This window comes from Opitutales bacterium (genome assembly GCA_013215165.1).
In the GTDB taxonomy this organism is placed as follows: Bacteria; Verrucomicrobiota; Verrucomicrobiia; order Opitutales; family JABSRG01; genus JABSRG01.
In genome coordinates this window covers 1-15,433 of sequence record JABSRG010000075.1, presented here as the reverse complement: position 1 = coordinate 15,433, position 15,433 = coordinate 1, and the positions used below count along the sequence as shown (strand labels likewise).

Here is a 15,433-nt window from a genome sequence, read left to right as displayed (position 1 = left end):
AGACACGATCAACCGCTACAGCCGATCAATACTCACCCCTGATCTCCGCCATCAGGCCTTATGGGATGGCTGTGCAATTTAAACTCAGTCGGAGTCAGGTGGACATCCTTTCCACGAATCACCGCCGTCTGTTCTTCCTTAGACAACAGAAGCGCACCGATTTGTAAGGGCACTGCGTCCGCATCGGCAAAGGTTCCACGCTTCAACACCGCACGAGAGCGAGCCACGAGCTCTCGCATGGAGAATGGCTTGGTCACGTAGTCGTCGGCCCCACGACTCAAACCGTTGATGACTTGCCCTTGGCTGTCCTGGGCAGTGAGCATGATGACGGGTATGTCCCGCGTCTTGAAAGTACTGCGCACCTCTTCGCAGACGCTCAGCCCATCCATGCGTGGTAACATGAGGTCGAGGATGATGAGGCTAGGGACGCGTTGACGCACTAGGTTCAGTCCCTGAATCCCGTCCTCAGCTGTATGCACGACAAAGCCTTCTGCCTCGAAGCAGTATTGGAGCGGTGCTAGAATATCTACCTCGTCTTCGATGATCACAATTTCGATCGGCCCGGCCATAGCACTCCAGGTTTTCAATCCCGATAGAGAATACAATATCTCGATGGTAACATCTTGACGCCAATTGTTTCAAAACTGGGGCAAATGCGAAATTCTGGATGCGCTTTTATGAGCACTTAACAATCCCGAGTGAACCTGCGCCCATGGAATCTGCCTACGCGCTTCAAGACACTCTGGATAACGCAGCACAACTTGCGGAGTTTTATCGGCTTCGCGAACAAACCCAACCCATTGAGATTGAGCAGATATTGGGACAGCTACGCCTCCTGGTGGATCGCGTCCTCAGCGAATCTGGCCTCTATGCTCCCGAGCTTGCTGCGATCGCGTTGAAGCAGACCGAAGGCGACGCCATTGAGGCTGCCGAGATCCTCAGAGCCCACCGTATTCAGCTGCAAATAAAGTACACGAGCGCGGTGATTGACACAACCCACATGCTGATGGAACGGCGCATCTCCTCATCTTTTCGAGAGATCCCAGGTGGACAGGTGCTCGGACCCACAAGAGACTACACCCAACGGCTCCTAGAATGCGATTTGGCCTACGAAGACGAGGCCTCTGCCGAGGATCTACGGACCGCGCTGCTGGCCGGCATGGAGGCCGCAGACGAAGCCGAAATATATTCATTTCGCCGCGTAATCGATGTCATGCGCGAACAGGGCTTGATGCAACCGGAAGACCCTGAAAGCGATGGCAAAGACCCCGTCTACAACGCTAGCCGCACTCCCATTACTTACCCGCAGTCACGCGCCGCTGCCCTCCAAACCATGAGCCGGGCTGAAACCGGAGCCCTGATGGCTCTCGGTTACGCCAGCCAGCGGGGCTATGGGGGCGGCCACGGCACCATCGGCGAACTGCGTTACGGCAGGCCGCGCGTATCCGTAACGGATGCCCGAGGCCGAACACGCTGTATTGGTTCTATCCACGTCACTGAATGCGAAATGGTGGGCCGTGGTAATAGCGGCGGAAAGAAAGCGGCGCCGCACTATTCGGTCGGTTACGGCCTGTGCTTCGGTCAAAATGAGACTAAAGCGATCTGCATGGGCAAACTCGAAAATGCCATGCGCTCCCCAGACGAAACGCGACCACCGAACGATCCAGAATACATCCTCTACCACTCAGACACCACCGAGGCAGCAGGAGCCGTACGCAGTCTATTAATGCCCGGCCATGTCGATTTCACAGCGCAAGCACGGGATCTCGACGCAGCCATCACCCGCTCCGCAGCACGCAAAGCTAAGAAGTAACGAAGGCAAGACCTTGTGTTAAAGCCACGGCGCTCTGTCGCCGTGTTCGGGCCGTTGTTACAATCGATACCAAACCCAACGAGCCGACTGAGCGGCTCGGATACATAAAAAAAGGCCCAGCTCGAAAGCTGGGCCTCAATCTATTTCACCGGGAGAACACCTCTCCCAGATGCAACGATCTACACAAAAGAGCGACGGGCTTAGAACTCGCCTTTGATGCCGAAGTTAATTCGACGCTCGTTCCAGTAAGCGTCATCTCCGTAGGTACGATAGCCTTGGACTGAGAAACGCTGCTCGTTCAAGAGGTTTGTTCCATTCACGTAGAAGATGAAGTTCTCGTTCAGTCGGAATTGAATCGAAGCATCGACCTCTCCCGAATCGTCGAACTGGTCATCACCCACGAAGGCAAATTCACCTTCAGAGCTGGACTCCTGCTGATCCACAAATGCGAGCCCCTCGATGTATTGAGAGCGAAAACGGTAGGAAACCGCAGCGTCGATTTTCCAAATACTATAGTTCAGGCCGACATAATACAGCGTGTTTGAAGCTCCACGCGTCGGCAGTTTCTCGATGCGCCCTGGATAGTTGGCATCAGAATCGGTGAGGGTGGCGTTAGCATTGACTGAAAAACGCCCCCACTCCTCGGGGATGAACCAAAGGTCTTGCTGGGCTGAAAATTCAAACCCGAAGTTAGTCGCTCCCAGCGAGGCTTCTGCCGTGGATACTTCGACGTCGGCATCGGGATCAAGGCCAAGGCTCGTGTCTAAGCCAAAGTCTGAGGCTTGTCCGGTTTGGACCGCTTCGTAGGAGAAGTTCTCCAATTCTTTATAGAAGAATCCCACAGCGAAATACCCCCCGCTCTTGGTGTAATACTCGAGCGAGAGATCGAAGTTTTCCGAAGTGAGATTGGGGAGACCGGGGTTTCCACGAGAGACGCCGATGGGGTCATCAGTATCATCGATATCGGTGATACCGACTAGGTCCGAGAAGTTTGGACGGCCATAGGTTTTCCCCCAAGAAGCGCGTCCGATCAAGCCGTCGACAAACTCATATTTGAAGTGCACTGAAGGAAGAAACTCGGTGCTGTTGCTGGAGGTCGCGTCTCTCCCGAGGGTCTGAATCACTCCGGTATCGTTATTGATCCATTGGATGGAAGACTCATTGGCGAAATCGGCGCTCGTTCCTCGACCCATTTCAGTGATGTAGTCGAAATCACCCTCAGGACGGACAAACTGGGATGATTCAAACTCCACATGTTCGACACGGGCACCACCGATGATCTCCAGCTTGCCTACTTCAAATTTTGCTTGAACGTAGGCGGCATAGGTATCACGGCTCGCTTCGTAGTCTTGCTCGAAGCTATCCTCTAAAGACTGCGGATCGCGGAATGTGAAGTAGTCTTCGTTATTAGCATTGCGGCGCATCGCCAAGACATCAGGTGTGTAGGGAATACGGAAATTTTCGTTATCCAAGATCGTGTCGTAGGGATTATCCCGCAGGAAATCAGTAAACGGGAAGGCGCTGGTCGCGCGATACTGACGCTCATCCCAGTCCAACTCACGTTCTTCAAATTGTAGTTTAAACCCTGTTTTGAACTGACCCGCGAAAGGGAGTGAATCTGGGAAATCGATTTCGAGATCTGAACTCAACCCGATGTAGGTTTCCTCATTCTCACGATCATTCAACTCGAAGAATCCAAGGAAAAACTCATCTTCAGTTCCGGGCGTTGGGATGGCCTGGCGGTCTGCATCCGTGAGGTTGTTCCAGAGGATTTCAAAATTATCCCTGGAACGATCATAGGTATATTGAAACCCACTTCTGCGGAATTCTGTATCGCTTTCTTCAACGCGCTTTTTGCTGCGTGAGAAGAACGCATCATAAGAGAGAGCACCGAAATCAAACTCGGTCTTTCCACCGATGTTCAGACTGTAAAACTCGATGTCTTGGTCTTGCCACTCGCCTTCGTAGCCAGTGCGCCCGCGTGAGGAACCATCAGGATTCCAGGATGTGGTCGCTCCATCTTCGTTGATCGAAAGGATTGTTGAGATCTGGTCCGGGGCATCACCTTGGCGAATTAGGGCGCCGGGATCAAACACCACAGTACCTCCACCCACAGCAGCAACAGTATCGCCCGCTGCGATCTCTCCGCCATCAAGAGCATCTTCGTCTACGAGGAAATAGTTCCCCGCACTATAGCGTGCATCGCTCGCTGCAAAGGGAGAGACATACTGCTCGTAAGGGTCGGCACTGTTGCCATGATCATTATCTAAGATCAAGTGGTGACGGATGTCATCGTGCGTGCGCTCTTCCTTAGTGTAGACAGGCTTGAAGTAGAGCTCCGTGCGATCGTCAACGCGCCAGTCAAATGAAGCTGCGAAAGAATAGCGATCACGCTCGATGTTGAAGTTATTGAACTCGGTATCTTCGTGGAAAAAGAGCACTTCCTGGCCCTCCGCCTCTTCGGCCGCGGCGAGTTGGTCAGATAGATAGCTGTTTACCAGATCTTGGTTATCTCCGAAGTCGAAACGGTGAAACATAGGAATCCAGTCATAGTCTGTATTATCGAATCCTTCATCACCTTTGTAATAGCCGAGAGAAACACTCACTCCGAAGTTCGAGTTTTCACCAAATACGTCGGACCAAGTGAGTGATCCGTAGGGAGAATAGGAACCTCTCAACTCTGAGTATGACAGGCAAGTTTTATAAGCGATCACACGGCCGTCCCGTTCGAAAGCGGACCGTGTCACTAAATTCACGATGCCTCCGAGGGAATCCCCATCGTGCTCCGGGAGGGGACTTTTGACGACTTCTACATTCGAGACTGCATCGGCAGGAATATCGTCGAGGGCGACCCCGTTAGCTGTGTCGCCATAAGCACCCCCGCTACCGATACGGCCGGGAGCTCCTGTGCCCGAAGATGGGAGGCGGTTACCATCCATCTGCACGTTGTTGTATTGGATGTCTACCCCACGGATGTTCACGTAACGGGGCACCTCGGAGAAACCATCCGTGTCGACGGAAAGGCCCGGCATCTTCTGAATCGCAAGGCCGATATTTCCATCGTTCATTTGACCAAATTGCTCATCGGAGATCACCATCATCACTCCCGACGCAGCACGCTGCTGATTGATCGCACGCTCAGTCCCGGTAAGGCTCCCTTGGGCTTCAAAGGCCTCAAGTTCCAAAAGATCTTCAGAAAATTCGATTGTTGTGTTGGTGACTTGTCCAGAGCTGACGGTGACCTGTTGTTCAACAACCCCTAGTCCAAGGTAACTCGCACTCAGTGTGTAGGTGCCAACAGGGACCCCACGGAAAGAGAAGTCTCCGGTAATATCTGAATAGGCCGTGCGTTCAGTCCCTTGAAGCACAACGGAAACAGACTGTAAGTATTTGCCGGTCGTCGTATTCAACACCCGACCCGATAGGGTGCCCGTACTCTGGGCAAAAGCTGAAGTAGCAGACACAATCGCAAGGGCGACTACGCAAAGCTTCCTCGTTATAGAGAGCAGAAGGTTCGATTTCATAGATTCAGTAGTTATAGATTCCCGCCGCGGAATAGGTGCGGAAAGGAGCTTCGAATCTATGGTCGCTTTGTTAGTGGTTGGTTAAGCAATCCGCGAAAGCTCTGTGTCAGCGGAGTCGTTTTTGCGACACCTGTCAGCTGACTGTAACATGGCCACTTTCATGTATCATATGCTCACAAAACGTGGCGACAGCATCATCAAGCAGACCGTTATTCTCGATACGAACGAGGCGTGGATGCTCGATTTTGAAAGCGCTTGCACGCTGCACCCGCTGTTCGATCTCGTCGCCATTTTCCCTGCCGCGCTGTTTTAGACGCTGGCGTAGAATCGCGCCATCTACCTCGATAGATACAGGGATCAAGGCGTCCTCAAAACGCTCAGTAGCCTGATGCAGGAAACCTCGGCTGCCGTTCATCACGACGGACAGCCCGGCGTCCAACCAACGTTCGATCTCCACGCCGAGGCCGTAACACAGTCCATGGCTCTCCCAATGCATACAAAACAGACCGCGTTTCTTTCGCGCCTGAAATGCTTCGATACTCAGAGCGACATGGTTTTCGCCCCCGGCATCCGCCGGACGGGTGATATACCTGTGAGCAAAGGCGATATCCCCGCCGCTCTCCAGACGCTTCCGAGCCGCGTTGAGGATGCTGTCTTTTCCCGCTCCAGAAGGCCCGATAACATAGTAGAGATATGACATTCTGCCAATAATACAGGCCCCTGTTTAGTTTAAATAAAGAGGGGCCTCCACAATACGTAAGACAATCGTTACACAGCCCTTATAATCTCAAGAGCAACCTGTGCTAGGCTGATAAGCATGACACAACAACGCATCCTGATTATAGAAGACGATGAAGACATTTCCGAGCTATTGGCCTTTTCGTTCACCAGGGAAAAATTCGATGTAAGGGTCGATGGAAACGGACTCGGCATCCGAGGGCATCTAGAGGCATTTAAACCCGACCTCATCGTTCTCGATTTGATGCTACCAGGAATCGATGGCCGGCGCGTATGCGACATCGTGAAGCGAGATCAAGCCTACGCACACACACACGTCATGGTCGTATCTGCCAGAGATAGCGAGGAATCCGTGCTCGACTGCTACCAGCGAGGGGCAGACGAATTTCTCCGCAAACCTTTCTCTTCGAGTGAACTTGTCCTACGGGCCAAGACACCGCTGAAGCGGAAGCCCGCTGTCGACACCCACCCCAAATCTCGCGACTCAGCCATCCACATCGGCCCGCTTAGCGTCCACCGGCAAAGACGTATCGGCACAGTCGATGGACACACCATGCGCCTCACTCACTCAGAATACCTCCTGCTTGAACTCATGGCCAAAGCGCCGGGACGTATTTTCAGTCGAGAACAATTCGCACGTCATCTCAGCGCCGAATACGAAGGGGCGCACGAGGGCCCGTCCTTCAGAAATATCGACGTCCACATCCTCGCCATACGCAAACAACTTGGAGACTGGCGCTCGATCATCGGGACAGCCAGAGGCGTAGGTTATTTTCTAAGACCGGTAAAGGCGTCTTAACGCAGCGTGACACAGAATTTGGAACAGCACCGACATGACTAGCGCCCGTATTTTTCCAAAAACACAGCGGGGTCCAGAAGATCTGCCATACGCTCTTTGAGCGTGTCATGATCCCAATCCCAATATGCCGTCTCCATCAAACGCTCACGAGTGGGCTCATCGAATCTAAATTTTATGACCTTTGCGGGAACGCCGACAGCGATGGCATAGGGCGGAATGTATTTGCTCACGACTGCGCCTGCCCCGACACAAGCTCCGATACCAATGGACTTCCCAGCCAGCACCGTCACTCCATGCCCGATCCAGACATCGTGACCGATGTTACAGGGATGGCTCTTACGCCATGCGAAGAACTCGTGGTCATCCTCCTCGGCAAATCTGTATTGCTTCCGGCGATAAGTGGAGTGGCTGGTAGTCACGCGCCAAACTGGATGATTACCTGGATTGATGCGCGTGTAGGCCGCGATCGAACACAGCTTTCCAATCTTGCTCCAGACGCAACTCACGTTTCCCGCGAAATAGCTGTAGTCATCCATCGAACTTTCGTTCATCGAGCAGTGCGCGCCCAGCGCAGTATATGCGCCCAGGTAGCTATCCTTTATGTGACAGCTTTCGTGAATGCGCGGCTGCTCACTGAGCGGAGCAGATTTCTTGGGTGTCCCGAAAGATGCGATATGTTGCAGCATCTGCAGAAGGTAGTGCTCGTTTTTAAAGCAGCAATAAAGATATCGCGCGCAGTCAGTCTTTAAACAAGCTAAGTATTTCCTGGCACCTTACCCCATTTTTCATGCACAAGATCGAGATTCATTACTACAAAACGAGCATCGGAGAACTGTTGATCGGGTCCTTCAAAGATAGACTGTGCCTGATGGATTACCGCTACCGGCGTATGCGCAGCAGCGTCGATAAGCGTATCCAAAATGCCTTTGACGCAGACTACATTGAAACGAGTAACGATCTCATCGAACAGACCAAGACTGAGGTCGATGCATACCTCAATCGCGCGCGCACTCAATTCGACGTCCCCATCCAATTCGCAGGAAGCGAGTTTCAAAAACGAGTCTGGGAAGCTTCTCTTACGCATTCCCTACGGCGAGACGCGCTCTTACGGTGACCTCGCCAAAGAATTGGGAAATATCAAGGCTGTCCGTGCCGTAGCCAGCGCAAACGGCGCAAACTCAATGAGCCTCATCGTTCCTTGCCACCGCATTATCGAAAGCAATGGCAATCTCGGCGGCTATGCCGGAGGGCTTCCTGTAAAACGCAAACTGTTGGACCTCGAGTCTAACGCCGCAGAACAGATGCCACTTTTCTGAGCGCAATTGCAAGGACGGGAGTTTTTCGAGTTGTCGCTCCTCGGCTTCAGTGGTTGTAGCGGAGGCGCTCTGTCGCCTCGTCCCCTTTGGTGTAGATCGAAGCAACGGCCTGCGCCTCGACAGAGCGAGGCGACTACAACAAAGGCAGTCGGGAACATGTCCCCGCTGTTTCAATTAGACCCACTCTTCTACAGAGGCATTTTGACCGATACCCTCTCCTACCGATCAGCAAGAGCCTCAAGCGCAAAGGAGGGATGATCTGTAAAGATGCCATCTACCTGGATGACTGTTTTGAAATGCATCACGAAAGCAGCAAAAGACGGGAACGTGTCTTCGGGATATTGATCCGCGCGAAAGGTAAAGGGATGAATAGTGAGCCCCAATTTTTTCGCGTGCTGTACCAAAAGCGATGGGGATCCATCCTCGTTGAGGCATTGGGGATACCATGGGCCAATTCCGTCGATAAACGGGGCCATGCTATCGAGGCCACCGGGAGACTTGAGCCGATCGTAATCGGTTCCAGATTCATTCCAGCTATTCTCCGCAATCAGCTGAACCAGTTTTCCCGGATAGCCGAGCTTTTTGCGGATCCGTAGAGTCTCGGCCTGATCGAAGCATTGGAGAAATACAGGCGCGTCTTCGCCAAGCAACCCATGAGCGGATAAGGTATCGAGCGTAAGCTTCGAAATATCGATCCCGCTATCTCGATGAAAGCGGGGGGCCTTTATCTCCGGATAAATCCATATCCGTTTACCGGTTGTGCGATTCAACTCCTGGATGAGGCGGATTTCTTCAGCAAAGGTCGGGATCTGAAGCTCCTCTAGATGCTCCTTGAAACGCTCAGGATAGACTGGAGCCCCTGAATCCACTCTGAAACGCTCGAACACATTAAGCTGCTTCAGCTCCGCTGCGGTAAAATCGATGGCATAGTAGCGGCGATCCTCACGAGCGCGTCCCGGAAATTTTCCCACCACATCTGTGGTAGTGTCGATGTGAATGTCGTGTAGGACAAACAAGATGCCGTCCTTTGAGCTCACCAAGTCTTGCTCGATCGCATGGGCTCCCATCCCGTAGGCCAGGGCCTTAGCGATGAGCGTGTGTTCAGGCAAGTGCCCGGAAGCACCCCGATGCGCAATAATCCAAAATTCATCTTTCTCCGCATAAATCATCGCCGGATCTAAAAGGAGGAAGATGCATAACAAAGTTTTGAGTAAAATCCTCATACTAGAACAAGGCAGCTTATTCATATGTTTTGTGAAGCTCATGACATCACCCATGGACAAAACGGATACAGCACTCGCCTAAATTTTGAAGGCTGGATATGCCGGGTCCGGAAAAAATTCCGCCAGGGTATCGTAACGATGGAGACGCGCCTCTGGCATGGAGATAAACATGGGCTCTGCCTCGACAGCTCGATTTATTTTCAGAATCCGGCCGATCAAGACTGCTTTCTCTTCTTCTGCCAAGGGACGCTCCAAATACGCTAAAGTCGCATGGCCGATGAATGGCCGCGTCCGCTCAAGGCCGATCTTGTTGAGCACGTCATTCTGGTAGGCCGCATGCCTCAACGCTACAACACGCTGAAAATCGGCTTGTTCATCGAAAGTCCCCAGTATGCCTATCGCAGTGCGAAAGAGCGACACCCCGATCATCCTCATCTTCACCGAAGGCAAGGACTCAGATCGTCGAGGCGCAGGGATATGCCGTGCCAGCAGGTCAGGAAAGTCTGATGTCAGCCCAGCAAGAGTTACATATTTCTCCAAACGGCCCGCCGAAAAAGTGCTGATCACGGTCTGATGAAAGCTATCCTCGGGCAGCGGAAAAAGAGCGGGATCACCACCACTCCCTAGAGAGGCACATAAAGCATCACGTATCTCAACAAGACGCAGGAATGCCGCACTGTTTTCAGGATAAGGCTTCACCATGGCCTGAAACGCATACCCGGGGTAAGGCTGGGGCTCCCACCGTCCATCGATCCATCGCGCCCGTCCGCCGATCCCCAGGCTTGGCATCCGCGCGCGCATGCCCGCTTCCGTTATCTCAAACCGCTGCCGCGCTTCATACTCAGTATAATCTAGCTCATCGGTCATGTTCCCTTGAACGCTCATTGTGTCCTGTTTGCCCTTATTCAATGCTCTTAGCAACACCCCGAACCTGCGAGGCAATCCTCAGGTGTAAAAAGCAGCGAAAAGGCATCGCCTGCGTGGTGCACCCACTTCCCTTCCACGAAGGCATGGCGCACCTTGGGCTGCCCATTATTTAGCTCCACCAAAATCAAATCTGCCGCTTTTCCGGCCTCGATGCTACCCGTGCCTTGATCGATCCCGACGGCACGCGCCGGATTCAGCGTAGCCATAGCAACGGATTCAGGCAAAGTCCGCAGCCCACTTTGCCAGAGCTTAAATACAGCATGCAGCATCGACGGCGGATAGTAGTCCGAGCAAAAACCGTCCAAGACCCCTGCATTGATCGCATCACTCATCGACAAATTGCCCGTCAGGGAACTGCCTCTAAGGAAATTTGTCGAGCCACCGAGCACATGCATCCCCAGGGCCTTCGCCTGTTTAGCCGCTTCTAAAGTGATTGGAAACTCGCTGATAGCGACTCCCAGATCGTGCATGTTTGCCACCTTGCCCAAAGTATCATCATCGTGGGACGCGGTGCAGATACCTTGAGCCCGCGCGCGCGGCGATCTGTTTCAGTTCAGCCTGAGAGACTTTGGGAACCTGTCTTCGAGACTCAAACTCCTTCAGCGCGCACGCCTCAGTCAGCCCTTTTTCTATCTCGTCTTTTATGAAACGCTCTCGGCTATACTGGCCCTGCCCAGGAGTGTGGTCCATAAAAGACAATAGATCGATCACACGTTCGTCTATCAGCCGCTTGAGCACATCCACAGTCTCGACCCCAGTAATCTCAAAGCGCAGATGGAGTTTTGTATTGGCCTGCGCCCGATGTTTAGCGAAGTCGACCACCATCCGAAAAAACTCCTCACGTGAGCGGGTATTTCCCATACCACGTTTGACATCGTGATACCCCAAATAGGTGCTGTGGAACACCGTTGTGATACCACAAGCGAGCATCTTTTGATCGAGCTCTTGAAGAGCCATCTCAGCGGGAAAGTCTGCCGACGGGCGCGGTGCGATCTCCTTCTCGATGGCGTCCGTATGCATATCGACAAGCCCGGGCATGAGATACATGCCTTGCGCATCCAGCACGCATGGCTGCTCATCGAATTTGTGGGCAGGTGAGATCTCTTTTATCTTTCCTGCTTCCACATAAATCGAGGCCTCTGAGAGGATTTCGTTGGGCAAGACTACCTCGGCATTTTTGATCAAAAATCGTTCACACATCACCCAAAGTGTCTAACGCCTCGCTATTAAGAATGCATAAAGGCGTTTCCCGGAAACAATGCTTCCCAGCTAGGCAAAAAACAGCCTGCGATGCCTAGGCAGCCGGCTCCGCATCTGATAAGGAGACAAATTGCCGGTATAATTCGTAATAATGCCCATGCATTTCGAGCAACTCAAGGTGTGATCCCGACTCCGCCAATCGGCCTTGATTCAACACGAAAATCTCATCTGCCTTGCTGATGGTGCTCAGCCTGTGCGCGATCACGATACTCGTCCGCCCACTCAAAAGCTTTTCCAAAGCGATCTGGAGCCTGCTTTCGGTGATTGTATCAATAGCGCTCGTGGCCTCATCGAGGATGAGAATACGCGGATCGGCCAGCATCGCGCGCGTGAAGCATATAAGCTGGCGCTGGCCTTGGCTGACACTTTTCCCCAGCTCGCCCACCTCAGTCTCCAGGCCATCCGGCATATTTTCTAATAAATCCAGACAGTCCAAACTAGAGGCAGCTGCGCGAATGTCTGCATCAGACGCACCGGGCTTACCCAGACGAATGTTTTCGTAAACGGTGCCGCTAAAAAGAAAATTATTTTGTAAGACGATTCCGAGCTGCTGCCTGACCGAGGCGGTATCCATCTGCCCGATGTCTTTACCATCGATCAGCACCGACCCTGCCGTCGGTAAGTAGAATTTAGAAACCAGGTTAATGATGGTGCTTTTGCCACTTCCCGTATGCCCCACAAGTGCAACGGTCTGGCCTGGCTGAATATCCAAGCTCAAACCGTATAGCACCGGACTGCCTTTTACGTATTCGAAACTCACATTCCGAAAACTGACATGCCCGCTTACGACGCCCAGCTGCGACGAAGAATCCGCGTGCTTCCAAGACGGCTGGGTGTCTAAAATATCAAACAAACGCTCAGCACCAGCCATCGAGACCACCGCAACTGTATAAATACGCGCCAGATTTTGGATCGGAGTGAAAAAGAAATTTGCCAAGAAAAAGAAGGTCAACACGTCCCCGACCTGCATCCCCTCCCAACCAGAAATGATACCGTAGCCCCCCAAAGCCAGAAGGAGCGCAAGGAACGCCTGGCCATTAAATTCTAATAAAGGCACGAACAGTGCATTTTGATAGCCTAGGTTTACATTATTCTCTGCATTCTCTGCGACGAGCCTGTTAAACCCCTCGTAGCTGCGATTCTCCTGAGTGTAGCTCTGAATCACCTGTATCCCCTTCACCGTCTCAGCGACGTTTCCAGTAATGCGACTCTGACTCCGCTGCGCCAAGCGTGAGTATTTGCTGATTCGCTTGTGGAAGAATCGATTAATAAATGCCAACACGGGCGCGATAAGCACCAAAAGTAAGAATAGCTGAGGGCTCACCCAAAGCATGGCGATCCCAGACCAAAACATCATCCCCAACAGCAAAAGTCCGAAGAAAAACACGTTTTGAAGGCCTCGGCGCACCGTCTCCATATCTGAGATGACACGTGACAAAATGCTCCCGAGTTTGGTCTTGTTATAAAAGTCCATATTCAGGATCTGGAGGTGCTCATAGAGTTCCTTCCTGAGATCCCTCACGACAAACTCCCCCATTTCCAGAGCGTGGCGCTGCCTTAGGTGTTGCGTGTATTCGGTAAGCAGGGCCAAGACTGCATAACCCAAGGTGCCCCAGACAGTCATCCTGTAGTCGCCATGCGTGATAAAATCCGAGATAATCCATCCGAGCAGCAGCGCGTTCGCCGGGCGCAGAAAGGCGCGGCAAGCCGTCATCAGGAACACTAGATTACGCTTCGCAGCGTAGGGCCCCATGTAGCTGAAGATACGCCGCAGGATTTTAAAATCTAACGGGCTCTCGAGCTGCTCATCCTGGTCTCGGCCATTTCGTTCGCTTGAACCACCACCGGACGCGACCCCAGTCGCCGAAGCCATCCCACCGCCGCCGATCATCCGACACCTCCCAGGGTAGTACGTTGTGCGATTTTGCTGAGTGCAGCGCGGCTCTCAGGGTCGATCATTTGGATCGCCGCAGCCCGAGCATATTCCCCACCCTGCTCGATGAGCGAGGCGTGCGTCCCCTGCTCCACAATCACTCCTTTGTGCAGAACAATTATCTGATCCGCGCGCTTCAGCGTACTGATGCGGTGAGCCACGATAAACGTGGTCCGCGACTCAATTACCCGGCTGATGGCCGAAAGGATCTCATCTTCAGTCTCCGGGTCGATCGCACTCGTCGGATCGTCGAGCACCAAAATCTTCGGGTCCGTCACAAGCGCGCGCGCCAATGCAATGCGTTGACGCTGCCCCCCCGACAGATTGACGCCTCCTTCCTCCACGATCGTCTCATATCCGTCCTCTAATTGCTCAATAAAGGCATGCGCCGCCGCCTGCTTCGAAGCGTGCACCATTTGCTCATCGGATGCCCCCTCATGACCAAATTTTATGTTGCCCGCGATCGTGTCACTAAAGAGCAAAGGCTCTTGAAAGACTACGCCGACCGCTTGCCTCAATTCCACTAGATCGAGATCCCGCAGGTCCTTACCATCAAGCAAAATCCTTCCTGCATCCGGATCATAAAACCGCGGCAGTAGACTCAACAAAGCCGTTTTACCGCTGCCTGTTTCTCCGACAATCGCCACAGTCTGCCCCGGCTCGACCGAGATAGATACGTCCTTGAGGGTATTCCGCTGTTCGGAGAAACGAAAAGAGACATGCTCTAAGCTAACCGCTCCCTTAATACGCCCAGTCATGCGTTCCGCATCGTCCGCCGATTGGATCGCTGAAGGCTTATCCAAGACCTCAAAGACGCGCTCAGCAGCCGAGAAACTATCCTGCACCGTATTGGCGACATTCGTGAGCGTCCCCACCTGATTTTGCAGCTGCTGTAGAAGAACCGCGAAAACGAACAGGCCTGCCCCCACGTCGAGCTGGCCGTCGATCGCCATCTTGCCCCCCACCAGCAACAACACGATGAGGTTGATGTGTGTGAAGAGATGGACAACCGGCTGGAAAATACTGAAACAGAGGAAGATCTTTTTCTGCTGATCGACTACCCGATCATTGCGCTCCTGAAACCGCTCGCGCATCTCTTTCTCACGCGAAAAGCCAAAGATTGACTGCACCCCGCGCACGCTTTCAGCAAAAAATAGAACCATGTGGTCAAACGCCTTCTTGCGTTCCATATACTGCGGACGGATGACCTTGGAAAACACCAGTGATGACACCACCATGAGCGGTAAAGTAGCCAGACAGACGACGGTAAGAAACGGACTAATCTGCACCATAAAGGTGACGTAAATCCCCACCGTCAGGATCAAGATAACGGTGTCGATAATGATAGTCTCCGCAAACAAACGAATCGCTGTGATATCGCCTGTCACTCGGTTTATCAGACCACCTGAAGTCTGCGTATCGAAGTAGCCGAAATGCAACTGCTGCAGCTTCTCAAACACCTGCCTGCGGATCTTTGGAACAACAAACTGATGGATCAAAATCGCACTATCGCGCGTCGCCCACCACATCAACCACGAGCGCAATAAAGCCGCCAGCAAAGCCGTTCCCACAGCGAAGCCTAACACCGAGCCTACGCTCCATTCCAAGGGCGGCACCCATGCCAAAGGCCAGTTGGCTACGCCCTGGGCCTCAGTAAAGGTGAACTTCAAAAAATCCACTCCGGCCCCAATGAAAGACAGCCCCACCAACTGCATCCCAAGCAGCACCATCTGCAAAATAAGAATACGCAGCACACGCCCCTTCTGCTCAGCACACAGACCCAGCAAACGCCGCAAGATTTTCCAATTATTCGCCTTTTCTTCGGATGTGAAGTCCTGATTTCCGGTTGTCAGTTTTGATTCGTTGTTGGGTGATTTGTCTTCTGGTTAATTTGTGGAGG

12 protein-coding genes and 1 pseudogene are annotated in these 15,433 nt (G+C 52.8%); 3 read left to right on the top strand and 10 right to left on the bottom strand.

Features of this window, described 5'->3' with window-relative positions; genetic code table 11:
- Window positions 1-32: 32 nt before the first annotated feature.
- Window positions 33-569, bottom strand: coding sequence for a response regulator transcription factor (locus tag HRU10_13675; protein ID NRA28279.1), 537 nt, complete (start codon window positions 567-569; stop codon window positions 33-35).
- 143 nt (window positions 570-712) lie between these two features.
- Between HRU10_13675 and HRU10_13670 the strand changes: the two genes are divergently transcribed.
- A complete protein-coding gene (locus HRU10_13670) occupies window positions 713-1,813 on the top strand; it encodes a carbon-phosphorus lyase complex subunit PhnI (GenBank protein ID NRA28278.1) in 1,101 nt (366 codons plus the stop codon).
- 200 nt (window positions 1,814-2,013) lie between these two features.
- Here HRU10_13670 and HRU10_13665 read toward each other — a convergent pair whose 3' ends face one another.
- The gene (locus HRU10_13665; GenBank protein NRA28277.1) at window positions 2,014-5,277 is read right to left on the bottom strand and encodes a TonB-dependent receptor; all 3,264 of its coding nucleotides are present in this window, start codon (window positions 5,275-5,277) and stop codon (window positions 2,014-2,016) included.
- Between the two features lie 193 nt (window positions 5,278-5,470).
- The gene (gene phnN / locus HRU10_13660; protein NRA28276.1) at window positions 5,471-6,037 is read right to left on the bottom strand and encodes a phosphonate metabolism protein/1,5-bisphosphokinase (PRPP-forming) PhnN; all 567 of its coding nucleotides are present in this window, start codon (window positions 6,035-6,037) and stop codon (window positions 5,471-5,473) included.
- Window positions 6,038-6,154: 117 nt separating this feature from the next.
- Between phnN and HRU10_13655 the strand changes: the two genes are divergently transcribed.
- The gene (locus HRU10_13655) at window positions 6,155-6,874 is read left to right on the top strand and encodes a response regulator transcription factor (protein NRA28275.1); all 720 of its coding nucleotides are present in this window, start codon (window positions 6,155-6,157) and stop codon (window positions 6,872-6,874) included.
- Between the two features lie 38 nt (window positions 6,875-6,912).
- Here HRU10_13655 and HRU10_13650 read toward each other — a convergent pair whose 3' ends face one another.
- The gene (locus tag HRU10_13650) at window positions 6,913-7,560 is read right to left on the bottom strand and encodes an acetyltransferase (GenBank protein NRA28274.1); all 648 of its coding nucleotides are present in this window, start codon (window positions 7,558-7,560) and stop codon (window positions 6,913-6,915) included.
- 101 nt (window positions 7,561-7,661) lie between these two features.
- On the opposite strand from HRU10_13650, the pseudogene HRU10_13645 reads away from it, so the two are divergent.
- Window positions 7,662-8,190: pseudogene (locus HRU10_13645) on the top strand (methylated-DNA--[protein]-cysteine S-methyltransferase).
- 218 nt (window positions 8,191-8,408) lie between these two features.
- Here HRU10_13645 and glpQ read toward each other — a convergent pair.
- The 6 genes from glpQ to HRU10_13615 form a co-directional block, all read right to left on the bottom strand.
- Window positions 8,409-9,413 carry a glycerophosphodiester phosphodiesterase gene (glpQ, locus tag HRU10_13640; protein ID NRA28273.1) on the bottom strand — a complete coding sequence of 335 codons (1,005 nt, stop codon included), beginning with the start codon at window positions 9,411-9,413 and terminating at the stop codon, window positions 8,409-8,411.
- Window positions 9,414-9,491: 78 nt separating this feature from the next.
- Window positions 9,492-10,298, bottom strand: a complete 807-nt coding sequence (locus HRU10_13635) for a hypothetical protein (GenBank protein ID NRA28272.1) — start codon at window positions 10,296-10,298, stop codon at window positions 9,492-9,494.
- A gap of 29 nt (window positions 10,299-10,327) precedes the next feature.
- Window positions 10,328-10,810: an amidohydrolase family protein gene (locus tag HRU10_13630; GenBank protein NRA28271.1), complete on the bottom strand. Its 483-nt coding sequence runs from the start codon at window positions 10,808-10,810 to the stop codon at window positions 10,328-10,330.
- A gap of 25 nt (window positions 10,811-10,835) precedes the next feature.
- Window positions 10,836-11,540, bottom strand: a complete 705-nt coding sequence (locus tag HRU10_13625; protein ID NRA28270.1) for a hypothetical protein — start codon at window positions 11,538-11,540, stop codon at window positions 10,836-10,838.
- Between the two features lie 94 nt (window positions 11,541-11,634).
- On the bottom strand, window positions 11,635-13,473 hold the full coding sequence (locus HRU10_13620; protein ID NRA28269.1) for an ABC transporter ATP-binding protein: 1,839 nt from the start codon (window positions 13,471-13,473) through the stop codon (window positions 11,635-11,637).
- Between the two features lie 14 nt (window positions 13,474-13,487).
- Entirely contained in the window at window positions 13,488-15,329 is a 1,842-nt protein-coding gene (locus tag HRU10_13615) for an ABC transporter ATP-binding protein (GenBank protein ID NRA28268.1), read from the bottom strand.
- Window positions 15,330-15,433: the final 104 nt, after the last annotated feature.